The organism is Photobacterium sanguinicancri (genome assembly GCF_002265265.1).
GTDB lineage: Bacteria > Pseudomonadota > Gammaproteobacteria > Enterobacterales > Vibrionaceae > Photobacterium > Photobacterium sanguinicancri.
The window spans coordinates 1-26,107 of record NZ_NOIF01000059.1; the positions used below are offsets into that span (position 1 = coordinate 1).

At 44.8% G+C, this 26,107-nt stretch carries 20 protein-coding genes; 8 read left to right on the forward strand and 12 right to left on the reverse strand.

The window, feature by feature from the left end; translation table 11 throughout:
- Positions 1 to 110 precede the first annotated feature (110 nt).
- Positions 111 to 332 (reverse strand): cold shock domain-containing protein CspD, encoded by a 222-nt coding sequence (cspD, locus tag ASV53_RS10920; protein WP_062688509.1) that lies wholly within the window; start codon positions 330 to 332, stop codon positions 111 to 113.
- A 584-nt stretch (positions 333 to 916) separates the two neighbouring features.
- On the opposite strand from cspD, the gene clpS reads away from it, so the two are divergent.
- Both clpS and clpA read left to right on the forward strand, forming a co-directional pair.
- Positions 917 to 1,237: an ATP-dependent Clp protease adapter ClpS gene (clpS, locus tag ASV53_RS10925; RefSeq protein ID WP_094957116.1), complete on the forward strand. Its 321-nt coding sequence runs from the start codon at positions 917 to 919 to the stop codon at positions 1,235 to 1,237.
- Positions 1,238 to 1,282: 45 nt separating this feature from the next.
- The gene (gene clpA, locus ASV53_RS10930) at positions 1,283 to 3,547 is read left to right on the forward strand and encodes an ATP-dependent Clp protease ATP-binding subunit ClpA (RefSeq protein ID WP_094957117.1); all 2,265 of its coding nucleotides are present in this window, start codon (positions 1,283 to 1,285) and stop codon (positions 3,545 to 3,547) included.
- 103 nt (positions 3,548 to 3,650) lie between these two features.
- Here clpA and speB read toward each other — a convergent pair whose 3' ends face one another.
- The 5 genes from speB to aat form a co-directional block, all read right to left on the reverse strand.
- Positions 3,651 to 4,565, reverse strand: coding sequence for an agmatinase (gene speB / locus ASV53_RS10935; protein WP_094957118.1), 915 nt, complete (start codon positions 4,563 to 4,565; stop codon positions 3,651 to 3,653).
- A gap of 94 nt (positions 4,566 to 4,659) precedes the next feature.
- Positions 4,660 to 6,564: a biosynthetic arginine decarboxylase gene (gene speA / locus ASV53_RS10940; RefSeq protein WP_094957119.1), complete on the reverse strand. Its 1,905-nt coding sequence runs from the start codon at positions 6,562 to 6,564 to the stop codon at positions 4,660 to 4,662.
- A 647-nt stretch (positions 6,565 to 7,211) separates the two neighbouring features.
- Positions 7,212 to 7,430 (reverse strand): translation initiation factor IF-1, encoded by a 219-nt coding sequence (gene infA / locus ASV53_RS10945; protein ID WP_005298441.1) that lies wholly within the window; start codon positions 7,428 to 7,430, stop codon positions 7,212 to 7,214.
- Positions 7,431 to 7,647: 217 nt separating this feature from the next.
- The gene (locus ASV53_RS10950; protein ID WP_094957120.1) at positions 7,648 to 8,343 is read right to left on the reverse strand and encodes an arginyltransferase; all 696 of its coding nucleotides are present in this window, start codon (positions 8,341 to 8,343) and stop codon (positions 7,648 to 7,650) included.
- 2 nt (positions 8,344 to 8,345) lie between these two features.
- Positions 8,346 to 9,059 (reverse strand): leucyl/phenylalanyl-tRNA--protein transferase, encoded by a 714-nt coding sequence (gene aat / locus ASV53_RS10955; protein ID WP_062688515.1) that lies wholly within the window; start codon positions 9,057 to 9,059, stop codon positions 8,346 to 8,348.
- 37 nt (positions 9,060 to 9,096) lie between these two features.
- On the opposite strand from aat, the gene ASV53_RS10960 reads away from it, so the two are divergent.
- On the forward strand, positions 9,097 to 9,558 hold the full coding sequence (locus ASV53_RS10960; RefSeq protein WP_062688517.1) for an outer membrane lipoprotein: 462 nt from the start codon (positions 9,097 to 9,099) through the stop codon (positions 9,556 to 9,558).
- Positions 9,559 to 9,657: 99 nt separating this feature from the next.
- On the opposite strand, the gene cydC is transcribed toward ASV53_RS10960, so the two are convergent.
- From cydC to ald, 4 genes are all read right to left on the reverse strand, one after another.
- A complete protein-coding gene (gene cydC / locus ASV53_RS10965; protein ID WP_094957121.1) occupies positions 9,658 to 11,379 on the reverse strand; it encodes a heme ABC transporter ATP-binding protein/permease CydC in 1,722 nt (573 codons plus the stop codon).
- Positions 11,372 to 13,144, reverse strand: coding sequence for a heme ABC transporter permease/ATP-binding protein CydD (gene cydD, locus ASV53_RS10970; protein ID WP_094957122.1), 1,773 nt, complete (start codon positions 13,142 to 13,144; stop codon positions 11,372 to 11,374). The genes cydC and cydD overlap by 8 nt, the downstream gene beginning before the upstream one ends.
- A 206-nt stretch (positions 13,145 to 13,350) precedes the next feature.
- Positions 13,351 to 14,313 carry a thioredoxin-disulfide reductase gene (gene trxB / locus ASV53_RS10975; RefSeq protein ID WP_094957123.1) on the reverse strand — a complete coding sequence of 321 codons (963 nt, stop codon included), beginning with the start codon at positions 14,311 to 14,313 and terminating at the stop codon, positions 13,351 to 13,353.
- Between the two features lie 194 nt (positions 14,314 to 14,507).
- Positions 14,508 to 15,629: an alanine dehydrogenase gene (ald, locus tag ASV53_RS10980; protein WP_062688519.1), complete on the reverse strand. Its 1,122-nt coding sequence runs from the start codon at positions 15,627 to 15,629 to the stop codon at positions 14,508 to 14,510.
- A 157-nt stretch (positions 15,630 to 15,786) separates the two neighbouring features.
- Between ald and lrp the strand changes: the two genes are divergently transcribed.
- The 5 genes from lrp to serS all read left to right on the forward strand — a co-directional run bounded on the left by lrp (position 15,787) and on the right by serS (position 23,479).
- Positions 15,787 to 16,281 (forward strand): leucine-responsive transcriptional regulator Lrp, encoded by a 495-nt coding sequence (gene lrp, locus ASV53_RS10985; RefSeq protein WP_048896983.1) that lies wholly within the window; start codon positions 15,787 to 15,789, stop codon positions 16,279 to 16,281.
- A gap of 398 nt (positions 16,282 to 16,679) precedes the next feature.
- Positions 16,680 to 19,955: a DNA translocase FtsK 4TM domain-containing protein gene (locus ASV53_RS10990; RefSeq protein ID WP_439126482.1), complete on the forward strand. Its 3,276-nt coding sequence runs from the start codon at positions 16,680 to 16,682 to the stop codon at positions 19,953 to 19,955.
- A gap of 57 nt (positions 19,956 to 20,012) precedes the next feature.
- Positions 20,013 to 20,645: an outer membrane lipoprotein periplasmic chaperone LolA gene (lolA, locus tag ASV53_RS10995; protein ID WP_094957124.1), complete on the forward strand. Its 633-nt coding sequence runs from the start codon at positions 20,013 to 20,015 to the stop codon at positions 20,643 to 20,645.
- A 74-nt stretch (positions 20,646 to 20,719) separates the two neighbouring features.
- Complete coding sequence (locus tag ASV53_RS11000) at positions 20,720 to 22,060, forward strand: replication-associated recombination protein A (RefSeq protein ID WP_094957125.1); 1,341 nt, start codon at positions 20,720 to 20,722, stop codon at positions 22,058 to 22,060.
- Between the two features lie 126 nt (positions 22,061 to 22,186).
- Positions 22,187 to 23,479: a serine--tRNA ligase gene (gene serS / locus ASV53_RS11005; protein WP_094957126.1), complete on the forward strand. Its 1,293-nt coding sequence runs from the start codon at positions 22,187 to 22,189 to the stop codon at positions 23,477 to 23,479.
- A 141-nt stretch (positions 23,480 to 23,620) separates the two neighbouring features.
- On the opposite strand, the gene ASV53_RS11010 is transcribed toward serS, so the two are convergent.
- Both ASV53_RS11010 and ASV53_RS11015 read right to left on the reverse strand, forming a co-directional pair.
- Entirely contained in the window at positions 23,621 to 24,790 is a 1,170-nt protein-coding gene (locus ASV53_RS11010; RefSeq protein WP_094957127.1) for a DUF3103 family protein, read from the reverse strand.
- Positions 24,791 to 24,848: 58 nt separating this feature from the next.
- Positions 24,849 to 25,703, reverse strand: coding sequence for a hypothetical protein (locus tag ASV53_RS11015; protein ID WP_094957128.1), 855 nt, complete (start codon positions 25,701 to 25,703; stop codon positions 24,849 to 24,851).
- Between the last annotated feature and the right edge of the window lie 404 nt (positions 25,704 to 26,107).

The following is a 26,107-nucleotide window of genomic DNA, read 5'->3' on the forward strand; positions in this document are numbered from 1 at the left end:
GGTGTGATTTGTTTGTATTGCCAAATATTCAATTACTATTCATTGAATATTAATTTCAGAGACAAAAAAGGTGAGCAAGACGCTCACCTTTAATAATGCCAGAGAGAAGACTACTTAGTGAGTTCACCTTCAACGGGAACGATTTCACTGGCATGGAAACCTTTAGGACCGGTTTCTATCGTATAGTTGACCTGCTGGCCCGCTTTAAGCGTACGATACCCATCCATTTGAATGGTAGAATAGTGTGCGAAGATATCGCCATCACCCTGCTCTGGACAAATGAACCCAAATCCTTTGGCGTTATTGAACCACTTAACTGTACCTGTTGCCATGCTTATACTTCCTTCTTCGCATTTCAGTTCCATTGAGCATTTAGTGTACAGGGGTGTCAAAGACTTGTCTTGCATACTAATGCTATTTTGATGCAGTTTATACCTACTACAGGTTACACTTTAGTAAATGAAGCTAGACAGTCAAGTGCATATTGTAACATCCCGATAAAATCTTATTTGTGTCGCTAAAAGCAGTAGGATGTTATTGAAATAATGAAATGAGAGTCATTTTCAATGATGATTTCCTAGTAAATATCTGGCCGTTAATTTGGATATTTCGGGGATGTCTCAGGGGTGGTACATTCTGGGCTTATTCCGCAATATTAGCCTAGCGAGCATGGTGGTTTCGCTTATAAAGCACTCGTGTTTTTTGATTATGCATACTGTTTGTACTTATGATCTGCGCTGAATCACCTCATAAGACTTTGAGCATGGTCATCTTAGATTTGCTGGAATACAATGTGTGCATTAGTCTCAGTATATAGGTAGGCAAAAGTGCTAGCGCTGCACTGATTGTTGGCAATAGAAATTGTTGAAAATTGTTGATTTTTGGTTTGTTTCTACCGAGCGTATAAGTTAGGTTTATGAGTAAGTTATATGAATGGGTTGTGCCTGAGTCTGATGTCTTAGATAAGGAAGAAGCTCAAGTAAAACCACCATCGATGTATAAGGTACTTATCAATAATGATGATTACACACCGATGGATTTTGTGATAGAAGTGTTACAGAAGTTCTTCTCCATGGATCTGGAGAAAGCAACACAGTTGATGCTTTCAGTGCATTATGAAGGAAAAGCTATTTGTGGCACCTTTACTGCCGAAGTCGCTGAAACAAAAGTGGCACAGGTAATGATGCACGCAAGAGAGCATGAACATCCGCTGTTGTGTACGATGGAAAAAGCCTAGCTTTTTCCGGCACGCCATTTTGAGTGGTATTTAGGGGAGGTGCCTATGCTAAACAAAGAACTTGAAGCTAGCTTGAATGGAGCATTCGCTCGAGCACGAGAGAAGCGCCATGAATTTATGACAGTCGAGCATCTGCTACTGGCATTGCTTGAGAACGCTTCAGCACAAGAGGCACTCATTGCTTGTCGTGCGGATTTGGATCAGCTTCGCAAAGAGCTTGATTCTTTTATCGAGCAAACCACGCCTCTTATCCCTGCTGATGATGAGAGCCGAGAAACCCAACCTACACTCAGCTTCCAGCGTGTACTTCAACGTGCTGTTTTCCATGTTCAGTCTTCTGGTCGAAGTGAAGTAACTGGGGCCAATGTCCTTGTTGCGATTTTCAGTGAACAGGAATCTCACGCTGCTTACTTGCTTAAGAAAAGTGACATTAGCCGCCTTGATGTTGTTAACTTTATTTCTCACGGTACCGTGAAAGATAGTGACAACGATGATATGGGTGGGGCTGATGTTGGTGGTGAAGAAGTTCGCGCAGAACAAAACTCTGAAGATAAACTAGAGAACTTCGCAACGAACCTCAATCATCTTGCAAAAGCGGGGGGGATTGACCCATTAATTGGTCGAGATGGTGAACTTGAACGTACGGTTCAAGTGCTGTGTCGTCGCCGTAAGAATAACCCATTGTTAGTTGGTGAAGCGGGTGTCGGTAAAACGGCTATCGCGGAAGGATTAGCATGGCGTATTGTTGAAGGCCAAGTGCCTGATATCATCAAAGACTGTGTTATTTACTCATTGGATATTGGTTCGCTATTGGCGGGCACGAAATACCGTGGTGATTTCGAGAAACGTTTCAAAGGTATTTTGAAGCAACTTGAAAAAGAAGAACATGCGGTATTGTTCATTGATGAGATCCACACGATTATCGGTGCTGGTGCGGCTTCTGGCGGTCAAGTTGATGCGGCTAACTTAATTAAGCCATTGCTTAGTAGCGGTAAATTACGCTGCATGGGCTCGACGACTTATCAAGAGTACAGCAATATTTTTGAGAAAGAGCGTGCCTTGTCTCGCCGTTTCCAAAAAATTGATGTGATTGAACCATCGCTTGATGACACCACTAAGATTTTGATGGGCTTGAAGCCAAAATACGAAGCACACCATGAGGTGCGTTTTACCAATAAAGCGATTCGTGCTGCGGTAGAGCTTTCAGCGAAATACATTAACGAACGTCATCTGCCTGATAAGGCGATTGATGTAATTGATGAAGCGGGTGCTCGTTGTCGTCTTGCTCCTGCTAGCCGTCGAAAGAAAACGGTGAATGTGAGTGACATTGAGGCAATGATCGCCAAAATGGCACGTATCCCAGAGAAATCAGTTTCTTCAAGTGATCGCGATGTACTGAAAAACCTTGATAGCAAACTGAAGATGCTGGTGTTCGGACAAGATCCCGCAATTAACGTACTTACAGAAGCCATTAAACTAAGCCGTGCCGGTTTAGGGGCAGACAATAAGCCTGTTGGTTCATTCTTGTTTGCGGGCCCTACAGGGGTAGGTAAAACAGAAGTGACCGTTCAGCTTGCACGTACTTTAGGCATTGAGCTACTGCGCTTTGATATGTCTGAGTATATGGAACGTCACACAGTGAGTCGCTTGATTGGTGCACCTCCGGGCTATGTCGGTTACGATCAAGGTGGTCTGTTAACCGATGCTGTTATCAAACAACCTCATTCTGTTGTGTTGCTTGATGAAATCGAAAAAGCACACCCAGATGTATTTAATTTGCTATTGCAAATTATGGATAACGGTACGCTAACAGATAACAATGGCCGTAAAGCTGACTTCCGTAATGTTATCTTCGTGATGACAACCAATGCGGGTGTAACGGAAACAGTACGTAAATCGATTGGTCTGATTCAGCAAGATCACAGTCACGATGCAATGGCGGAAATTAAGCGCGTATTTACGCCTGAATTCCGTAACCGTTTAGATAACATCATTTGGTTTAATCACCTTGAAAAAGATGTTATTCACCAAGTGGTTGATAAGTTCATTGTTGAGTTACAAGCACAGCTTGATGCACGCGGTGTTTCAATGGAAGTGTCTGAAGTCGCTCGTCAGTGGTTATCTGATAAAGGCTACGATAAAGCGATGGGTGCGCGTCCAATGGCACGTGTTATCCAAGAGAACCTTAAAAAACCAATGGCAAACGAGTTATTGTTTGGTTGCCTAACTAACGGTGGTTCGGTACGTGTTGATTTAGTGAATGATGAGCTAGATTTCCAATTCAGTAGTGAAATGGAACCTGCACACTAATCTCCACTTATTAAGCTAAGTGATCTTTTCGTTAGAAATAAAATAACCGCCAATTGGCGGTTATTTTTTATCTAAACTTACGCGTTTCGCTATTTATCTGCGGTTAGCGCTGACTAGCCCAAAGGTGCAGTAAATCTGTTGCGATAGTCGCTGCCGCTAATGCTGTCATGTCGGCATGATCGTAGGCTGGTGCAACTTCTACTACATCCATGCCAATCAAGTTAATGCCTTGTAAGCCACGAATGATTTTCAGTGCTTTATCAGACGTTAAGCCACCGCAAACCGGTGTACCAGTTCCCGGAGCAAAAGCAGGATCGAGGCAATCAATATCAAATGTTAAGTAAATAGGGCGATCGCCGACGGTTTGCTTAATATTTTCGACAATTTGCTCAACAGACCAATCATTAGCTGTGCCAGCATCAATCACATTAAAATCCAGAGTGTTGTCATAATCAGTACGAATACCAATTTGCACTGAGTGCTTAGGATCGATCAAACCTTCGTTTGGTGCATGATAAAACATGGTGCCGTGATCGTACTGACTACCCATATCATAGGTATCTGTGTGCGCGTCGAAATGGATCAGTGCCATTTCGCCGTGTTTTTTAGCATGCGCACGTAGCAAAGGCAGCGTGACAAAGTGATCACCGCCAAATGTCAGTAAGGTTTTACCTTGCTCTATCAAGCTGGTGGCATGCTGTTCTAGGCGTTCGCACATTTGGCCTGCATCACCACAGTCAAAAACAAGATCACCGCAATCAGCCATGCTAATTTTGTCTGTCAGCGAAAAAGACCAAGGCCAGCGCTTCCCTTCCCATGCAAGGTTGGTTGAAATTTGGCGAATAGCGCCAGGCCCCATACGGCTGCCAGAACGGCCCGTCGTCGCCATATCAAATGGCACACCAGTAATGATGACATCTGCATCTGATGCTTGCGGATTAAAATCTAACGGCTGGCGTAAAAAGCCAAAGGCATTGGCATACAGTGAGTAATCAGGGTGTGTGGCTAGTGTTGCCATAGTAAAACTCCTAACAGCTCGAACCTACGATTCGAGCTGTGTTAAACATGTTGTCAGTGACGGCTTTAAGCGCTGAGAATCGAGCGAATCACTCTCACTCTAGATAGGTGTAACCTTTTAGGCCTTCAGCCAGCTCTGCCAGAATAGTTTCATGTTCGTCTTCTGGTAGATGCTGTTTTACCATCAGCTCATATTGGTGTAGGAACTGCTCTGAATCAAGGTGTACATAACGAAGTACATCACCCACACTGTCACCACGTACTATTTGCTCTATGTCGTAGCTACCTTCCGCGTTACAACGAACAATTGCAGTATCAGTATCGCCAAATAAGTTGTGCATGTTGCCCAGCACTTCTTGGTAGGCACCTACCATGAAAAAGCCTAAGCGGTATGGCGATTCATCGGTCCATGTTGGTACAGCGAGTGTACTTTCAATGCCTTGGCCTTCTACATACTGATCGATTGCACCGTCTGAATCACACGTCACGTCAAGAATCACAGCGCGACGCTCAGGCTCTTTGTCCAATTTACTTAGCGGTAGCACAGGGAAAATCTGATCGATCCCCCATGCATCTGGCAGTGATTGGAATAGTGAAAAGTTCACAAAGAACTTATCAGCTAAACGCTCGTGCATTTCGTCTAATAATGGGCGGTGTGCACGGTTTTTAGTCGATAGTCGTTTTTCAAGCTCGTAGCATAAACGTAAGCTGATTTGTTCAGCCCACGCACGTTCGGTAAAGCTCAACATACCCATGGCAAACTGAGTGTGTACTTCAGCAAGATCGCTTTGGTTGTCATGGTAAATTTCAACCAGCGAACGGTGATCGCTCAGTGCTTTCAGATCCTGCCAAGAATTCCACATGTTATGTAGTATCAGTGGTGCTGACGCTTCTGGCGGGTATACAGACTCTTGTTTATAGCTTTCAACGCCGACAACATCAGTGATGAGTACAGCATGGTGAGCCGTTAAGTTACGGCCTGATTCAGAGATGATTCGTGGCATACGAATGTCATACTCTTTACAGATGTCACCGAGGGTATAAACCACGTTATTCGCGTATTCACGTAAGCTGTAATTCATTGAGCAGCTACTTTGGCTACGTGTTCCTTCATAGTCCACGGCCAAACCACCACCTACATCAACGGTGGTAATCCCAGCGCCTAGTTTGCACAATTCGGCATAGACACGGCCAGCCTCACCCACACCATTGCGTACATCGCGAATATTGGCGATTTGAGAGCCTAGGTGGAAATGCAATAGCTGTAAGCAGTCTTGCATGTCGTTGTCGCGAAGTGTGTTGATCACTGTCAGCACTTGAGAGGCTGATAGACCAAACTTAGACTTCTCGCCACCGCTTGCTTGCCATTTGCCTTTACCTTGAGAGGAAAGGCGTGCGCGTAAACCTAAGCGAGGTCTTACGCCTAATGCTTCAGCCTCTTGCATGACGGTGTGCAGTTCAGATAGCTTTTCTAGAACAATGTAAACTTCGTGACCGAGTTTTTCACCAATTAGCGCTAAGCGGATATATTCACGATCTTTGTAGCCGTTACAAACAATCACTGAACTTGCTTGTTGTGCCATTGCTAGCACCGCCATCAATTCAGGTTTGCTGCCAGCTTCTAATCCAAGTTGACGCTGCTGTTTAGCATATTGGCTTGCTAAAATTTCACTAACGACGGCATCTTGTTGGTTCACTTTAATAGGGTAAACCGCAAGATATTCACCTTGGTAGCCATAGTGTTCGATTGCTTGGTTAAAGGTCGAACATAGGCTGTCCACCCGATGATGCAAAATATCAGGGAAACGAACTAATACCGGTAATGATGCGCCTTTGGCAATAAGCTCATCAGCCAGTTGTGAGAGGGCAACGGTATTGTTCGGGTTGAGATTGTCAGGCTTTGCAATAACTTCACCTTGAGCGTTAATGTCAAAGTAGCCTTGACCCCAGTAAGGGGTGTTGTAGACGTCACGTGCATCATTGATAGACCAATCACTCATGTTTTTTCCTCGATCAGTGATTGCGGGCAAGCAGCAGGCGTTAATGACAGTTGTCGTAATTTGATTATTAGGCTGCAAGCACCAAGTTGATAAGATTCATCAGGCGAGCGAAAGAGCATATCTATTTGAAAAATAATATGTATCGCAAGCTGAATGAAACCGATTAAGCCATATTGACTAAGCTAACTGAGCCCTTTGACTTCGCCTGAGCGATGTCCTTTTTTTTCGACGGGTAACAGAAGTCGATGGCGTTAGCATAACTTTTTGAGAGGGAATATTGGCTGCGTTATCGCAAACGGTCACTAGGCTCAGTTGTACTAGTGCATCGTGGATTGCGAGAGGTTTCATTAGCATTCCTACATGGCCGTGCTGTAAATAGGTTCACGGTATGAAAGAAAGATGAGGTTCATGGCTGAACCCGTCTACACCTCGGTTGAAAAATTAGGGATACAACTGGGTGCGATGCGATTAAACAACCGAATACAACATGAGGCAAATAAAATAATTTTATCGTCACTATGAGGGATTTTTATGATGAAGCTGAAGGGGCGAAAATAGGGCGGTAACGAGAGAATGGTGCTATTTTTTAGATAAATAAAACCCAGCATAGTGCTGGGTTCCATCTGTATTCTTTAATCTATAAAAGATTAACGAGCACGGAAGACGATACGGCCTTTAGTCAGGTCGTATGGAGTCAGTTCCACAGTTACTTTGTCGCCAGTAAGAATACGGATATAGTTTTTACGCATTTTACCAGAGATGTGAGCGGTTACAACGTGACCGTTTTCTAGCTCAACGCGGAACATTGTGTTAGGTAGTGTATCAAGTACAGTACCTTGCATTTCAATTACGTCTTCTTTTGCCATTGAATCCTCTTAGGCTACCAGCCATGCTTCTGATCGGGCTGGATAATGCCTCGAAACTGTTTAAGTGTAAAGTTTAGGTCGCAATTTTACCCTTGCAGGGATCCTTTGTCAGCTTTTGTTCTGGATTAATACGGATTTATTTATCTTTTTGTGTAAATAGAGCCCGTAGTTACAACCTAAAAATGTATGAGAGCACGAAATTGCAGCTATACCATGCCTACTGAGACTGCCATTGTCCATCAATAAGTTTTTGATGAGGCTGGAAGCGAACTTTGTAATTCATGGCTTTACAGCCATCAATTTGGTATCCCGGATACAGCCAGCGACGACCTGTTTTCCGAGAATACTGGATTTGGAATAACACGCAGAGCGTCCCCAAAGACAGGGTCGAATCGGGGTCGAAAAAGCTATATACCGCGCTTAGGGCATGTTCAAACACGTCAGTAACGGCAATCGCGATAAGCTTTTGGTCATCATATACATGAAGGAATAAGCTATCCATCCATTCAGCCGTACTAAACTCAAAGAAATGCGCTTTGTTGGGTGGATACATAGATCCGTTTGCATGGCGTGCTGTGATGTATTTTTCGTATAGCGAGAACCAGTCGTCATCTAACTGAGGTTTAAATTCCCAGCGCAATTTTTTCATTTGATTAAGCTGGCGCTTCTGGCTTTTTGATGGTGAAAATAAAAAGCAATCGACACGCAAGGGGACGCAGGCCTGACAAGCGGAGCACATTGGCTTATAGATAGCTTTACCGCTGCGACGATAGCCTGAAGCGATAAGAAGCTGATAGCCATGAGGGCTAAACCAGTCTTGATCGATAACAACGCCAAGCTGCTCCCGTTGATTTGGTAGATAGTTACAATCTGAAGTCGGGGTTAGCCCAATACGAAAACTAAGATCATTCATGGTTACTCTGCTGGCAGCCTTAAAATTTGAGGAGTGAAACAGCCTGATTCAAGTATGGCAGTCTTTGCTTCTGCAAGGTGTGCCAAAAATGGTTCACGTTCGGATGTTGTTGCGCCAAGTGACTGCAAGTGATTGTTCATTATTTGGCAATCTACGAGTGAACCACCGTGAGCTTTAAAGTGTCTGATAAAGTACCAGAGAGCCATTTTTGAGGCGTTATCAGCGAGGGTAAACATAGACTCACCACAAAAGACTGAGCCGACTTGAATTCCATACAGTCCGCCAACGAGTTGGTTATCTTGCCAAACTTCGACAGAATGGCAGTAACCATGTAAGTGCATTGTTTTATAGGCCGCTATCATATCAGGCATGATCCAAGTTTCATCTGGACCACGGCAAGCTGCGCACTGCTCGATAACCTGAGCACAGGCTCGGTTCAGGGTGATCTGGTAATCTGACTTACGAGCAAATTTACGCAAGCTTTTACTTGGCTGGAAACTGGTCGGGCAAAATACAGCGCGTGGCGCTGGGCTCCACCATAAAATGGGTTCACCTTCTGAATACCAAGGGAAGATACCTTGTTGATAGGCTGCCAGTAAGCGTTGAGGCGATAGATCACCCCCAAACGCGAGTAAGCCGTTCGGATCGTCAAGTGCGGTATGAGGGCTTGGAAATTGGGTTGTCGACAAACTCAGTTCGGGTAGATAAATGGCCATATAATCAAAGTAATAACTGTTAGTAGAGAAATTATATATGAGAAAGTTGTTAATGTTACTGCTAATCGTCCCTCTGACGTTGACGGCGGCTCCTTATAAGCGCAATGAAGCGCGTGCTGTGAATCAAATTGTATTTGGTAATGTGGATTCTGTACGTTATATCACGCAGCAAGAAGTGATTAACTCTCAGCATAGCGGTTGGGAAACCTTACTGGGTGGTGTGGTTGGTGGCTTGATTGGTAATCAGTTTGGCGGTGGTCGAGGGCGTGAGGTCGCGACAGCCGTTGGTGTTGTTGCTGGCGCCGGTTATGCACATAACCGTCAAAATACCCAGCAGGTGATTCAATATCGTTTGGTTGAACTTCTTATTAAAAGTGAAGATGGAAAATTCATTGATGTGATTCAAGATGTTGATCAGAGCATGATTTTCAACCGTGGTGACGAGGTGCGTATTCTGTACTTCAGTGATGGTGTGCGAGTGGATAAAACATACCCATAGCCTTTTTGTTGTTTATCCCTAAAGAGCATGCATTATAAAAGTAAACGGGTAGCCACTGGCTACCCGTTTTTTATCGTTTCTATTAATCAGGTTTATCGACTAAAGGCGATCCCACAATTCAGTGTAGCGGCCATTACGCTCAAGTAGCGCTTGGTGCTTACCTTCTTCAATAATACTGCCTTCGTCCATTAAACAAATGTGATCCATCTGATCAAGGCCAACAAGGCGATGCGTAATAAAGAGCACTGTCTTATCTTTCGCGTGTTCCATTAATAAACGTAGGATTTGCTGCTCTGTACGACGGTCCAGTCCTTCTGTTGGCTCATCCAGTAATAGGATAGGTGCATCGTGTAAAAGCGCACGTGCAATGCCAATACGACGACGTTCACCACCAGAGATCTGACGTCCACCTTCTCCTAACCAAGTATCAAGTGCTTTATCTTCAAGTAACGCATCAAGACCAACGCGCTGAAGAGTTGCGGCTAATTCATCATCAGATGTACTTGGTTTCGCTAACAAGAGGTTTTCGCGTAGCGAACCATTGAAAACATCTACGCGTTGGCTGACCACGGTAATCGCATCACGCAGTGAAGCTTCATGCCACTGAGGTAATGCCACACCATCGATACTGATGTTGCCTTGTTGTGGATCCCAGCTACGCGTCAAGAGTTGTAGCAGGGTTGATTTACCACAACCAGTACGACCAAGTAGCGCCAGCTTTTGGCCAGCTTGTAGGCTAACCGATACTTGGTTTAGTACCGGTTTGTCACTACCGTAGTAGGTGTAGCTGATGTTATCGATAGTGACATCGCCACGCACAACCGCTTGGTGACCATTTGGATCAAACGGCGTATCTGGCGTGGCTTCAATGATTTCATTCAAACGACGCGCAGAGGTTAGGGTTTGTCCTAGGTACTGGAAGGCACCAGCGACAGGCATCATCATTTCGAAACTTGCCATAGTCGCGAACGCAACTAACGCGATGAATGGGTCGGGCATGTTGCCACCGACACCGTCAGCAGCTATCCAGAGGATTAGCACTAATGTCCAACCCGTCGAAGCCATTAACATGCCATTGGCAAAACCGGTTAGTGATGCCATTTTTCGTTGGGCATCTAACAAGCTGTCTTGTTCTAACTCGGCTTCTTGGCGGTAGCGCTTTTCAGCATTAAAGAGTAGTAGCTCCGCATGACCTTGTATCCAATCAAGCAGTTTTACTCGGTAGTTGGCTTTTGCCATGGTTAAGGCTTCACCGTTGGCTTTACCTAATCGGTAGAAGATAACGGGCAAGGCGAGCATCAAGCCAAGCAAGATGGCACCAAGAGTTAAGCCGATCGCCATGTCAAACCAGCATAAAAAGGCCGTAATCGAAATTAAGCCAATAACGCCAATCACTAATGGGCTGATTAATCGAAGGTAGACGTGGTCCATCGCATCGACATCAGCAACTAAACGGTTTAATAAATCGGCATCACGCAGATTCGTTTGACGACCTGGAATAAGTGGCGTTAATTTACGGAAGAAAAATAAACGTAAGTCAGCCAATAGCTTAAACGTGGCATTATGGCTGACGACGCGCTCGCCCCAACGACCGGCCGTTCTTGCCATCGAGAAACCACGAACACCCGCACCCGGTAACATGTAGTTAAAGGTTTCGCGTGCAATGGTTAACCCGGCAATAGCTGACGCCGAAATAAACCAACCCGATAGCGTTAATAAGCTCATTGCCGCGAGTATGGTACCTAAACCAAGCAGCATGCCTAGAGTGAGTCCAAACCAGTGTTTACGGTAAAGTTTTAGGTAAGGGAGTAAATCACGCATCGAGATCCCTCATATCTTTGTTTGCTAACATTTCAGCAAGTAAACCTTGTTCGCGAATCATATCGAAATGACCATTTTGAACCAGTTGACCGTTCTCCATTACAAAGACACGATCCATCATCGATAGTTGATCAAGACGGTGGCTCACCATCAGTGTGGTTTGCCCACGCACCGCAATAGATAAACTATCGAGCACTAGGCGCTCGCTGTTTGCGTCTAGGCTGGCTGTCGGTTCATCAAGTAGCCAGAAAGCCCCGTTTTGTAACATGGCACGGGCAACTGCAATACGCTGAGCCTGACCGACAGATAAACCACCCGAGCGATCACCCACTATGTGTTGATCTCCAAGCTCTAAACGGTCGATGAATTCATCGGCATAAGCTTGCTGTGTCACTTGGCGAACGTGTTCATCGGTCGCCAGCGGGTTACCCAGTGTTACATTGTCGCGAACAGTGCCGTGAACTAACATTGGGTTTTGGCCCACCCAGCTGATAGCTTGACGCCATTGGCTGTGATCCAATGCTTTGAGCTCAACCCCATTCACTTTTAGGCTACCACGGTAGGGTAGGAAACCTAATATCGCGTTTAATAAGCTGGTTTTACCTGCACCACTTGGGCCCACAAGCGCGACGTGCTCATTGGGTTTGATGGCAAAAGTGAGTGGACCTGCGAGTACTTGTCCTTCAGGACTTAATACTTCAAGTGCATTGGCTTCAATTTGAATGGTTTCAGGTGATGGTAAGTTATCAGTACCTTGTTCCATTTCGTCCGCTTCGGCATTTAAGAACTCAACAATCGACTCTGCCGCGCCAATTGCTTGCGCTTTAGCATGGTAGAAAGTGCCTAAATCACGTAACGGTTGGTAAAACTCAGGTGCCAAAACAAGCACAAATAAGCCAGTAAATAGGCTTAAGGGGATGCCATAAGTGCCGAAGTTAAGTTCACCGATAAAGGTGAAACCAAAGTAGACGGCAACCATAGCGACTGAGATTGAAGAGAAGAACTCTAATACCGCAGATGATAAGAACGCGAGGCGTAGTACTTCCATCGTACGCTTACGCAGCACATCAGATGCGACATGCAGATTCTCTGCTTCAGCTTCAGCTCGATTGAACAAACGAAGAGTCGACAGGCCTTGTAAACGGTCAAAAAAGTGGCCGGATAAACGCTGTAATGCTTTGAAGTTACGGCGGTTAGCATCAGCAGCGCCAAGCCCCACAAGAGCCATGAAAATGGGCACTAAAGGCGCGGTGATTAAGAAAATTAAACCAGCTGCCCAGTTGAGCGGGAACACAACGACCAAAATGGTGAGGGGAACCAATACCGCAATAGACATTTGTGGAATATAACGAGAGAAGAAATCTTGCATCTCTTCCACTTGCTCTAATACTAAACTGGCCCATGCACCTGCAGGTTTACCTTTTATATAGGCAGGGCCTAAATTATGTAGGCGTTGCATGATGAGTTGGCGAATATGGAGGCGAATTTGTTCGCCACAACGATAACCAAAGACTTCTCGTCCCCAGCTGCACGCTGCGCGTAAACCAACAACCGTGATTAAGCCGATGAAATGGCCGACTAATTCACTCTTGTCTGTGTGTTCAATAATGAGTTGATGAAGGATATGAGCCAGCAAAGCGGCTTGTCCAACTAGAAGCAACCCTGAGACAAAACCAAGGCCAACACTCAGCATCAACCAGCGTTTTGCTAGTTTACTTTGTGATTTTAGCCACTTGGTTAAATCGCGTTGTAATTGTTTATCCATAAAAAAAGGTTCTAAAAGCTATGGGCTGTTGATAAAAGGCAGGTTAGCAAGTCAAGACTCTGAGTGCCATGAGTGCAAACTGAGAATGACGAACTGAGTGCCAAAGCGCGATATAGCTGCGATTAATGATGCTGCTAATTGGATGTAATTAGTTTCATCATTAACGCAAAAAGGCTGCACAAGGCAGCCTATTCGGTATTCAGTTATTATTGTTGCTCGTCAAGCGCATCGAGGTAGCGTTCAGCGTCGAGTGCGGCCATGCAACCTGTACCCGCCGAGGTAATCGCTTGGCGGTAGGTATGGTCCATCACATCGCCAGCGGCAAATACACCCTCAACACTGGTTTGCGTTGCATTGCCTTGGGTACCTGACTGAACTTTGATGTAGCCATTTTCCATTTCAAGCTGGCCTGCAAAAATTGCAGTGTTTGGCTGGTGGCCAATAGCAATAAATGCGCCCATGACTTCGATGGTTTCTGTGGCATCAGACTGGGTGTCTTTAATGCGAACAGCTGTTACACCCATGTCGTCGCCTAATACTTCATCAAGCGTACGGTCAGTGTGCAGAATAATATTACCGTTCTCAACTTTATCCATTAAACGCTTGATGAGGATTTTTTCAGAACGGAACGTATCACGGCGGTGAATAAGGTGAACTTCAGACGCAATGTTTGACAAGTAAAGTGCTTCTTCCACAGCGGTATTACCACCACCAACAACCGCGACTTTTTGGTTGCGGTAGAAGAATCCATCACAGGTTGCACAGGCTGATACACCGCGGCCTTTGAATGCTTCTTCAGACTCTAAGCCAAGGTATTTCGCTGATGCACCTGTAGAAATGATTAACGCATCACACGTGTACTCACCATTGTCACCTTTGAGGCGGAAAGGGCGTTGGCTAAAATCAGTTTCACTTATGTGATCAAAAATGATTTCAGTCTCAAACTTTTCAGCATGTTCTTTCATGCGATCCATTAATGCAGGGCCTGTTAAGCCTTCAGCATCACCTGGCCAGTTTTCCACTTCTGTTGTGGTCGTCAGTTGGCCGCCTTGCTGCATGCCAGTGATCATGACTGGATTAAGGTTCGCACGTGCTGCATAAACCGCTGCAGTATAGCCCGCAGGGCCAGAACCAAGGATGAGCAGATTACAGTGTCTTACGTTACTCATTTCTTCTCCAGGCTGAATGAGATAATTCTTATATGGTGAACGATTGTAGGTAAATTGTCGGTGTAAAGGAAGGACTTGGTGATAAGGGTTATCAATTCTATTAATAGATTCAGACTATCTTGCTAGCAGAGTGTAAAAAAAAGGATAAAAAAGCCTCATTTTACTGAGGCCTATCTAGAATATTTAGTTATAAGTTAATGCATACTTATAGCAACAGATGGGTCTGTATAGTGCAAATTGAATGCATCGGCCACTTCTTTACAGGTCACCTTGCCATACATGACATTCATGCCATTTATGAATCCATCATCTTCTAATAATGCTTTTTTATAGCCTTTTTCCGCCAGCTTAATGACATAAGGTAGGGTCGCGTTATTGAGCGCGAAAGTTGAGGTGCGTGCGACAGCGCCAGGCATGTTAGCAACACAATAATGTACCACGCCATTGATGATGTACGTTGGGTCGGTATGTGTTGTCGGGTGGGAGGTTTCAAAGCAACCACCTTGATCGATGGCGACATCCACTAAGGCAGAGCCAGCCTTCATTCTATCTATATGCTCAGCTGATATTAGCTTGGGTGCAGCAGCCCCTGGTATGAGTACAGCACCAATAATAAGGTCGGCAACAGGAACCAGTTTATCGATGGCTTCTCTCGTGGAATAAAGGACTTTTGCGCGGCCTTGAAATTCCTTATCTAAGGAGCGAAGGGTGTCTATATTTCGGTCTAAAATGGTCACGTCAGCACGCATTCCTACTGCCATGCGAGCAGCATTAGATCCCACAACACCGCCCCCTAGAATTACCACGTTAGCGGGTGAAACACCGGGAACGCCGCTTAATAATAATCCACGTCCACCGCTAGAATTCTCTAGTGTTTGGGCCCCTGCTTGGATGGACATTCTGCCAGCGACCTCAGACATAGGTGCTAATAGTGGTAATCTGCCGTATTTATCTGTTACTGTTTCGTAAGCGATGCAAATGGCTTTGCTTTGTATAAGTTCTTTGGTTTGAGGAAAATCAGGAGCGAGGTGAAGGTAGGTGAATAGTATCTGTCCTTCGCGAAGCATAGCTCTTTCTACTGCTTGAGGCTCTTTTACTTTGACAATCATCTCTGATCTGGTAAAAACTTCTTTAGCTGTAGAAATAATGGAAGCGCCTACAGCTTGGTAGTCTGCATCAACAAAGCCGATACCAATTGCTGCATTAGATTCAATAAGAACCTGGTGGCCGAGTAACACAAGTTCACGCACACTGGCTGGGGTTAACCCCACCCGATATTCGTGATTCTTTATCTCTTTGGGTACACCAATGATCATCCTGCTACTCCCGCTATATTATAGTGTGACGTGCTATTGAGAAGGTTATAAATGCGGATCTAATGGCAGTATAGTTTGACTACTAGAGTATTTGATTCTAAATATTAGAAAGATGTAGTATATTTTTTTGCAAGGAAGTAAGAAGGTGGAATAAAAAATGGTAGATACCAAAAAGAAACCATCCAAGGAATTGGATCGCATTGACCGTAACATTCTGAACGAACTACAGAAAGATGGCCGAATTTCAAACGTTGAGCTATCTAAACGTGTAGGTCTTTCACCAACGCCGTGTCTTGAGCGTGTACGCCGCCTAGAGCGACAAGCTTACATTAGCGGTTACACAGCACTGTTGAATCCTCAATTCCTTGACGCGTCTTTATTGGTGTTCGTTGAGATTACACTTAACCGTGGCACACCAGATGTGTTTGAAGAGTTTAATAAATCAGTGCAAGAGCTTGAAGGCATTCAAGAGTGCCATCTTGTATCTGGTGATTTTGACTACCTACTTAAAACACGTGTATGTGATATGTCTGCGTACCGTAAGTTATTGGGTGAAACCCTGTTGCGCCTTCCTGGTGTGAATGACACGCGTACATACGTAGTTATGGAAGAAGTGAAGCAAACTAACCATCTTGTGATTAAAACGCGTTAATCGTGTATTAATACCAAAGGTGTCGGTTTCTCTTTCAATACTCAAGCGGCCTCGGTCGCTTGAATTGTTTTTATCCCCCCCTTATCTTCATTTATGCCCCTTAGTTATGTGATATCGCTACCGCATTACCACAACGATAGATTTAATTGCTTTAAAATTCACCGATTATTCGCGTGTTTTAACAATTCCATGCGTTATTCCTCTCCATAAACGATTACAATAGACTGATCAGTTATCCAGTGGTTTTTCCCTTCATGGCGAGATCTGGTATAACATCGATACAGATAATATTCGTAAAATGTATTTTGCTAAGTCTGTTTCACTTGAAGCAATAAAAAACATAAATAACCCAGATAGTGTGACGGGAGTAGCCAGTAGCAATGACAATGGAGATTTCTTTGAGGAAGGTTAAAGGCAAGCAGTCAACGAAAATACGCCTAAGCGGTGTTCAGCGTTTACTGGAAAGCTTTCTTATAATTGCACTTTTTGCATCTATTTACATAATGGTCGCATTAGTCAGTTTTGACCCTGCCGATCCTTCGTGGTCGCAAACTGCATGGCAAGGTCCTGTTCAAAATAAAGCAGGCGCATTCGGTGCTTTTGTGGCTGATAGTTTGTTTTTTACTTTTGGCTCATTGGCGTATTCATTACCTGTCGCACTTATATTAGCTGCGTGGGTATTGTTCCGTCGACGCGGCGTTCGTGAACCGATTGATTTTATGATCTACGGAACACGGTTGCTGGGAATGCTGATTCTTTTCTTAGCGAGCTGCAGCCTTGCTGATCTTAATTTTGATGATATCTGGTATTTTTCTTCAGGGGGCGTGATAGGTGATGTTGTCTCGAACATGGCATTACCACTGTTTAACCTGCTGGGTACCACTTTAGTCATGATGTTCTTGTGGGCGGTCGGCTTTACCCTGTTCACGGGGATCTCGTGGCTTTCGATCGTCGATACCTTAGGTGAAAGTACGCTGGCTTCGATGGCATGGCTTTTAAATAAAGTACGCTCCGATCGTTCAGAAACATTAACGTCATTTGCTAAAGATGAACCATTTGCAGCCGAACCTAATGTGGCTGATTTACACCATATGGATAATCCTTTTGCGGGCCAAGGTCAGCAAGATTCAATACCTGATGCTGATGATGTTTTACTTGCATCAAATAGTCGCCCAGCGGCGATGCAAGGTGACGATAATCTATCCCATGCTCATTCAGCCGCTCAAGTTCAAACGCCAGTTACTTCGCAACAAGATGATGACTTACCGCGTATCGTGATTAACCCTCGTCCTGTTGTCGCAGTGGCGAGTACTGTTGCTGCGGCGCAAACAGAAGGTGCACAAGCCAGTACAATGGTGACTGAAACGCCAGTATACGCAGCGCCTACGCCTGTTGCGGCAGAGCAGACAGCAGAGCCGCAAGCTGTAGCTCCTGTAATGGCAGAAGCTACAGTCATGGCTGAAGAGCCAATGGCCGCTAATTCAACGGCGCAAGCGAAGGGGATGACCATCGCTCAGCTAGAGCAGCAGCTTGACCGTGATGAAAACTTCACCATGTATGTTGACGAACCTGAACAAACTGCAGTGCCTGCCTCGGAACCTGTTGTTAACGTAACTGAAGCGGTTGGTAATATAACTGAGAGTTATGCGGCAGCGCGTGTTGCAGCAGACGTGGTTGATAATACCCCTGCGTTTAATCAAGATTTTGGCGTTATTGAAACCGATGAGCCTGCACTTGAATTAACGCCAATGTCACCAGATTCGATTACTGCATCTTCTGCGGTATTAGCTGCACAAGCACAAGCACAAGCCGTGAGTGAACCTGAAATTGCACCTACGTTTTCGCCTGCTGAGCCTATACCAGAACCACAAGTGGCACCTACTGCTCACTCAATGGTTGTAGAGGCAGATCTGATTGAAGATGCTGACTATGCGGCACAAGAATCACCAGTAAATATTGAAATTGGTGTTCATGATGGATTGTCAGAACTAGAACGGGCGCAGCAAAGCGATGCGGGGACATCTAATGGTGAGTTAGTTGATAGTGCTGCGGATGAGATGAGTGATGAAGATGCTTTCTTAAAGCGTATTCGTGATGCACAAAAAGAACAAGTACATGCAGCGGGGCTTGATAACCCATTCCTGATGAAATCAGAAGCGGATCTGCCTGTACCCACTTCGCCATTGCCAACAATTGACTTACTTGCTCCTGCACGCCAAAACGTACAGCCAGCGACAGAAGAAGAGTTGATGCACACAGCGCGCCTTGTTGAATCAAAACTGGCAGATTACAAAATTAAAGCCAAAGTGGTTGGGGTGTACCCTGGCCCTGTTATAACTCGTTATGAGCTGGACTTAGCGGCGGGTGTAAAAGTTAGCCGTATTTCTGGCTTGGCAAAAGATTTGGCTCGTGCGCTATCTGCGACGGCGGTGCGTGTGGTTGAAGTTATCCCGGGCAAACCCTATATCGGTTTAGAGTTACCAAATGAGAACCGTGAAACCGTCTACATGTCGCAAGTGGTAGACAGCGATAAATTTAAAGAAATGAAAGGCGCATTGCCGATTGTATTGGGCTACGACATTGCGGGTGAAGCCGTGGTGGCCGACCTTTGCAAAATGCCTCACTTGCTGGTGGCGGGTACAACGGGCTCGGGTAAATCCGTGGGTGTGAACGTCATGATTGTCAGCTTGTTGTACAAATGTACACCTGATGAGTGTCGCTTCATCATGATTGACCCGAAAATGTTGGAACTTTCTATCTATGAAGGTATCCCACACTTACTGACGGAAGTGGTTACCGACATGAAAGATGCGGGCAATGCCCTGCGTTGGTGTGTTGGTGAGATGGAGCGCCGTTACAAACTAATGGCAGCCGTTGGTGTCCGTAACCTTGCAGGCTTTAATGCTAAGCTCAAAGAAGCGGCAGAGGCAGGGCATCCAATTTACGATCCAATTTGGCAGCCTGGCGATAGCATGGATGAACATGCACCTTTGCTTGAAAAAATGCCAAGCATTGTTGTTATTGTTGATGAGTTTGCCGACTTAATGATGGTTGTGGGCAAGAAAGTTGAAGAGCTGATTGCGCGATTAGCGCAAAAGGCACGTGCCGCGGGTATTCACTTAGTCTTGGCGACCCAACGTCCATCGGTTGATGTTATTACTGGCTTAATTAAAGCGAATATTCCGAGTCGTATGGCGTTTACCGTATCGACTAAAACGGACTCACGTACCATTCTGGATCAGGGTGGGGCTGAATCACTCCTTGGTATGGGTGATATGTTGTACTTACCTGCGGGCCAAAACCACCCAGTGCGTGTTCACGGTGCGTTTGCATCAGATGATGACGTACATAACGTGGTTAACGATTGGAAAGCCCGTGCGAAACCACAATACATTGACGGCATTCTAAATACCGATCAGGGAGCCGACGGTTTACTTCCGGGTGAAACGCCGGTTGCTGGCGATGATGATTTGGATCAGTTGTTCGATCAAGTTGCTGCGTTTGTAACTGAAACTCGCCGAGGTTCCGTTTCGGGCGTTCAACGTAAATTCAAGATTGGCTATAACCGAGCCGCTCGAATAGTTGAGCAACTTGAATCGCATGGCATTGTGAGTTCACCGGGGCATAATGGTAACCGTGAAGTACTTGCGCCAGCGCCACCACCACGAGATTAATAAGCAGAGCCTGCATTAAGACAATTCAGTTCAGGCCTGATTAGAGAAGGTTTAATAATGATTAAAAATACACTTGTGAAACGTCTATTGATTGGCCCGCTATTGATGGCACCGTTATTGATGACAACTGCCGCATGGGCGACGCCTCAGCAAGAATTAAGCACCAGACTCGATAAAGTGAATGCATTTAGTGCGTCTTTTGCCCAAAAGGTCGTGAGCCCTGAAGGGGATTTACTGGTTGAAGGTGAGGGGGATATGGCAATTAAACGTCCGAACCTTTTCCGTTGGAATACGTTGACACCTGACGAAAATATGCTGGTGTCAGATGGTAAAACCTTATGGTATTACAGCCCCTTCATTGAACAAGTCACGGCTATGTGGCTGAAAGATGCGACAGAGCAAACCCCGTTTGTATTGCTCACTCGTAACAGTGATGCAGATTGGGCTAATTATAATGTTGCTCAAACAGCTGATACCTTTACGCTAACGCCTAAAGCAACCAATACTTCGATGGGGAAATTTGTACTCACTGTGGCTAAATCGGGTGAAGTCCGAGGTTTCTCTGTGATCGAACAAGATGGTCAACGTAGCCAGTTTACATTTAGCCAATTTAAAAAGGCAGAACCTAAAGCGAGCATGTTTACCTTTGTGCCGCCTAAAGGCGTAGAGCTGGATGATCAACGTAACTAATTACGTTGAACTCCCGTTCGTTAAGATTTATAGGTGGCCTCATGGGGTCACCTTTTGTTATTTAAGGGGTTGTTGTGAGCAATTTGAGCCTAGATTTCTCTTCTGATTTTCGCCCATTAGCCGCGCGTATGCGTCCGCGAACAGTGCAAGAATATATTGGTCAGCGTCATATTCTGGGTGAAGGTAAACCGCTACGCCGCGCGCTAGAAGCTGGCCACCTTCATTCTATGATCCTTTGGGGCCCGCCAGGCACAGGTAAAACAACCTTGGCTGAAGTTGCCGCAAATTATGCTCAAGCCGAAGTGGAACGCGTTTCTGCCGTGACTTCTGGCGTGAAAGACATTCGTGCTGCGATTGATAAAGCGCGTGAAAATAAAATGGCAGGCCGCCGTACTATCTTGTTTGTGGATGAGGTACATCGCTTTAATAAAAGCCAGCAAGATGCTTTCTTGCCACATATTGAAGATGGCACAGTGACTTTCATTGGCGCAACAACAGAAAATCCGTCGTTTGAATTAAACAACGCACTATTATCACGTGCGCGTGTTTATAAACTAAAGTCGCTAGAAAACGATGAAGTACTTGCTGTTATTGAACAAGCTCTGTCAGATACAGAGCGCGGTATTACCGACGATAACCTTGCATTTGTTGATGATGTGAAAGCACGATTAGCTGAGCTCGTGTGTGGTGACGCGCGAATGTCACTGAACTACCTAGAACAACTTGTCGACATGGCAGAGGAAGATAGCAAAGGCATTAAGCAGATCACTCTGGCCTTATTAGCTGAAGTGGCAGGTGAAAAAGTCGCGCGCTTTGATAACAAAGGCGACCTTTGGTACGACATGATATCTGCTGTTCATAAGTCGATTCGAGGCTCAAGCCCTGATGGTGCGCTGTATTGGTTTGCCAGAATGCTACAAGCAGGCTGTGACCCTTTGTATATCGCACGTCGTTTATTAGCGATTGCATCTGAGGATGTGGGCAATGCTGATCCGCGCGCCATGCAAGTGGCTGTATCAGCATGGGATTGCTATACCCGCGTCGGGGCTTATGAAGGCGAGCGTGCTATCGCTCAAGCTATCGTTTATCTAGCGTGTGCACCAAAAAGCAATGCAGTTTACACGGCGTTTAGCCAGGCAAAACAATTGGCAAGTAATCATCCTGATTATGAAGTGCCACCGCACTTACGTAATGCACCGACCAAATTAATGAAAGATTTGGGTTATGGTGCTGAATACCGTTACGCCCACGATGAACCGGGTGCGTATGCGGCTGGTGAGAGCTATTTCCCACCAGAATTGAAAGATACACGCTTCTATGTACCCACAAATCGAGGCTTGGAAACTAAAATTAGTGAAAAGTTGGATTATCTTGCTGCATTAGATGCAAAAAGCACACTAAAGCGCTACCAATAATAGGGCTTTTTGGGTATCGTTTAACGACAGTTACCAGTTGCACTGGTTACCGAACAAAATAAAGGTATTTAGGCGATATTTGTCTAAATAACACGCACTTCAGAATATACAGAGCATAGGATTAGCATGCTAGATTCTAAATTACTTCGAACTGAGCTGGATGATACAGCTGCCAAACTCGCACGTCGTGGCTTCACGCTAGACGTAGAAAAATTACGCGCCCTTGAAGAGCAACGTAAATCCCTTCAAGTTAAAACGGAAGAGCTACAAGCTCAGCGTAACTCGCGATCGAAGTCGATTGGTCAAGCTAAAGCTAAAGGCGATCATGAAGAAGCTGAAAAGATTCTAGCAGACGTTGCTAACCTTGGCAGTGAACTAGATGATGCAAAAAAAGCGCTAGCTGAACTGCAAAACGAACTTCAAGATATCACGCTTTCTGTGCCAAACTTACCGGATGATGCAGTACCATCAGGTAAAGATGAAAACGAGAACGTTGAAGTTTCACGTTGGGGTCAACCTAAAGCGTACGACTTTGAAGTGAAAGATCACGTTGATCTAGGCGAAATGGCTGATGGCCTTGATTTCGCAAGCGCAGTTAAAATCTCAGGTTCACGTTTCATCGTGATGAAAGGTCAATTCGCACGTCTACACCGCGCAATTGCACAGTTCATGCTTGATCTACACACAGACGAGCACGGCTACACAGAAATGTATGTACCGTACCTTGTGAACCGCGATAGCCTATTTGGTACTGGTCAGTTGCCTAAATTCGGCGAAGATCTATTCCACACCCAACCTGCGACTGAAGAAGGCGTAGGTATGTCACTGATCCCAACAGCGGAAGTACCAGTGACAAACATGGTGCGCGATACTATTACTGATGAAGCAGATCTGCCTCTGAAAATGACGGCTCATACGCCTTGTTTCCGTTCAGAAGCGGGTTCTTACGGTCGTGATACTCGTGGTCTTATCCGTATGCACCAATTCGACAAAGTTGAATTAGTACAGATTACTAAACCAGAAGATTCAATGAATGCTCTGGAAGAACTAACGGGTCACGCTGAGAAAGTACTACAATTATTAGACCTTCCATACCGTAAAGTGATTCTATGTACGGGTGATATGGGCTTCGGTTCTCGTAAAACTTACGACTTAGAAGTTTGGGTTCCAGCACAAGAGACTTACCGTGAAATTTCTTCATGTTCAAACATGTGGGATTTCCAAGCTCGCCGTATGCAAGCGCGTTTCCGTCGTAAAGGCGAAAAGAAACTTGAGCTAGTACACACATTAAACGGTTCTGGCCTTGCTGTTGGTCGTACTATGGTTGCGATTCTTGAGAACAATCAAGAAGCTGATGGCCGTATTATGATCCCAGAAGTACTACGTAAGTACATGAATGGCACAACGCACATCGGTTAATAACCTGATAGCGTAGCGAATAAATAAAAACCCAGCGAATAAGCTGGGTTTTTTTATGCTTGCGATCCAAAGTTATCGCGATTCTGCCAATCAGAATAAGCCGCTGAACACTGACTTATCCTGATTGGTATTCCATTAACATTACTTCGTTAATGGAATTTCACGAGGTTCAAGCGTGATTGTGGCATTGTTGCTTGCACCTGGCTGATCGATTAGCTCATCGGTTTGCAGGATGGTGTAGTAGAAGTCCACCATATCGTCATTGTTGGTAAAGGTCTCATCTGGGATCGCTTTTAAGATCGCATCCACTAACTTATTCACGATAGGTAAGCTTGCTGCACCACCATCAATTTGGCTTGCAATAACCGTTGCTGCAGTCTTAATAATGACTTGCGCTAATTCACGGTAGTTAGTATTAGTGTCATGCTCCATAAGGATGATGTTGGCAGCACCCCAACGGTAGCGCGCCCAGTACACTATGATTTGGTTCGGGTAGTACTCTTGATCTTGGTAATCCAAGTAAGGCATCTCCACTACATCAAGGGTTGGTTCATCACGACTTGGATCAACACCACTTACTAGAGCGTAAATTTCTGCTTTACCTGAGATCCAAGGTTCTTGATCATCTTTAACACTGATTTTTTTCAAAACTGTAGTCGATAAGAACTCTTCACTCACCTTAGGCGCGCTTGCTAATTTAGGTAAGTAATCTAGCGTTACTGTGTCATTTGCGTTGAATACAGATTGCATGGTAGCAAGACCAGCACGCATCGCTTTTTGCTCATCAACACCCACGATAAATACAGGTTGATCAGGCATCACATCTGCAGAACCCACAACAAGGTCACCGTGACTATCGAACATATCGATACTGTCACCCGCTTTGACGTTATCTTGCTGGTAAGTAAATAGAGGCTGTTGACCCGCTTCAACGCCCGGTAACATTGCAGGGTTAGCCAAAGAGACTGTCAGTAGATCTTCTGGTTGCTGATCTAACCCGCGTTTCTCGATGACCATTTTTTCGGTGTTAGCCGCTTGGGTCGTTAGTGAAGGTAGATTAATCGTCTTCACTAAGCTTTCTAATGGTACAGCACTGCTTTCAACATTAATGTGTTGTTTTAGTTGGTCGGCAATTTGCGCATAGTTTTTACCTAATTGTTGGGCAATTTCGCGCTGATTTTGTGCTTCGATATTGGGCGTTGCTTGTTCAGCTGTGTTGGTTGTTTTGTCGGTTGTATTTTGTTGCTCTTGGCAACCTGATAGGGCTAGGCTTAAGGCAATAAATGCCACACCGATTGGTATGTATCTCATAGGTATCCCTTATAGGAATTGGGTGTACCTATTATAAGCGACTAAGTGCATCTATTACTTAACTGGTTAGGCCTTGTGAGGTCTCATTTGTAGCATTTTCTTGCTTCCTTTTTGGCAGGTTAACGGCGATGTCATCCGCAATGTCGTTAAGTACAAGATCAAACAGTAAATATAGCGCATCAGACAGTTTTAAAGAGTGTTGATATAACCTTAGCTTTGCCTGAGCCACAGGGAGTTGTTCAATTTGAATAGCATTAAACTGCTGGCGTAAATTGTCGATAAATAGTGGTGGTACTGGTTGATGAACTTGCATGCTAATCTGCTCTAATCGGCGATGAAAAATTTCAACATGCACTTCTATTTCACGTGTTGTTGCTGGTATTCCTGTTTGATATTTTTCAATGGCGTAGCGATAACGGGTAAGGTTATCTATCGCATTTAAAATAATGGGCCAGATAGTTTGGTAGTGTTGGAACTGTGTGGCTTTATCTGTATTAAGCAAGCTTTGGGTTATCGTATCATCGATAAGGTACAGTACATGGCGGATCATTTTACCGTGGACGATTTGATTTCGCTGAATGTTATATTGATGCCACTCACTCAGCATTGTTGCTGTTCGTTGCTGTAATACGCGATACATTGGCTTATGAGCTTGCTCTGCTTGCGAGAGTAAAGTTTTACTCAATCTTTGTATGGCTAAAGATTCAGCAAGCATTGGCTGGGCTATGGACTTGCCTTGTAGTGTTAATACTTTATGTGTTTGTCGACGATGAAAGCGTAGTAAATCTATTAGCTGTCGCAAGCCAATCACTTGATCAAAGCGTTGCTGTAAAAATTGCTGATTGGTGCGATGCCGATAGAAAAAATAGGTAATACCTATGCTTATCAGTGTAACGAAAACAAGCCAGAACATACTGCTTCCTCCTTCAATTACTAACATCTACTACATGCTTACCATCGGACAAGGTACATATCGTTTATGTTGTCTTGTCTCTATTTTTGTTTCAGAACATAGATAGAGCAATAAGCACACCAATATAGCGATAATTTTTAGGAGAATGATAATAAGCATATAAATGAAGATGGTGAGAGTGGATGTGTGTGATCTTGCTGTTTTTTCATTAGTAACGCATTGTTATTTAATGATTAAATTGAAATGCTCTTTTTAAGAGGAAGCAGAGATAACGAGTTTTAACAAAGGGTGTTTTTACATTGGTTTCGTGGAACGGAATAGGTTTCGTATCACTATGCCCTTAAGTGAATCACTGTTGCCCTTAAATGGTGCGTCATTAGGATGATTGTATAAATAGATTAAAA

Coding starts and splice junctions, on each gene's coding strand:
- cspD (WP_062688509.1), bottom strand. CDS start 332: ATGGCAACAGGTACAGTTAAGTGGTTCAATAACGCCAAAGGATTTGGG.
- infA (WP_005298441.1), bottom strand. CDS start 7,430: ATGGCAAAAGAAGACGTAATTGAAATGCAAGGTACTGTACTTGATACA.
- cydC (WP_094957121.1), bottom strand. CDS start 11,379: ATGCGTGATTTACTCCCTTACCTAAAACTTTACCGTAAACACTGGTTT.
- lrp (WP_048896983.1), top strand. CDS start 15,787: ATGGTAGATACCAAAAAGAAACCATCCAAGGAATTGGATCGCATTGAC.
- ASV53_RS10960 (WP_062688517.1), top strand. CDS start 9,097: ATGAGAAAGTTGTTAATGTTACTGCTAATCGTCCCTCTGACGTTGACG.
- lolA (WP_094957124.1), top strand. CDS start 20,013: ATGATTAAAAATACACTTGTGAAACGTCTATTGATTGGCCCGCTATTG.
- aat (WP_062688515.1), bottom strand. CDS start 9,059: ATGGCCATTTATCTACCCGAACTGAGTTTGTCGACAACCCAATTTCCA.
- trxB (WP_094957123.1), bottom strand. CDS start 14,313: ATGAGTAACGTAAGACACTGTAATCTGCTCATCCTTGGTTCTGGCCCT.
- serS (WP_094957126.1), top strand. CDS start 22,187: ATGCTAGATTCTAAATTACTTCGAACTGAGCTGGATGATACAGCTGCC.
- clpA (WP_094957117.1), top strand. CDS start 1,283: ATGCTAAACAAAGAACTTGAAGCTAGCTTGAATGGAGCATTCGCTCGA.
- clpS (WP_094957116.1), top strand. CDS start 917: ATGAGTAAGTTATATGAATGGGTTGTGCCTGAGTCTGATGTCTTAGAT.
- ald (WP_062688519.1), bottom strand. CDS start 15,629: ATGATCATTGGTGTACCCAAAGAGATAAAGAATCACGAATATCGGGTG.
- ASV53_RS11010 (WP_094957127.1), bottom strand. CDS start 24,790: ATGAGATACATACCAATCGGTGTGGCATTTATTGCCTTAAGCCTAGCC.
- speA (WP_094957119.1), bottom strand. CDS start 6,564: ATGAGTGATTGGTCTATCAATGATGCACGTGACGTCTACAACACCCCT.
- ASV53_RS10950 (WP_094957120.1), bottom strand. CDS start 8,343: ATGAATGATCTTAGTTTTCGTATTGGGCTAACCCCGACTTCAGATTGT.
- cydD (WP_094957122.1), bottom strand. CDS start 13,144: ATGGATAAACAATTACAACGCGATTTAACCAAGTGGCTAAAATCACAA.
- ASV53_RS11015 (WP_094957128.1), bottom strand. CDS start 25,703: ATGTTCTGGCTTGTTTTCGTTACACTGATAAGCATAGGTATTACCTAT.
- speB (WP_094957118.1), bottom strand. CDS start 4,565: ATGGCAACACTAGCCACACACCCTGATTACTCACTGTATGCCAATGCC.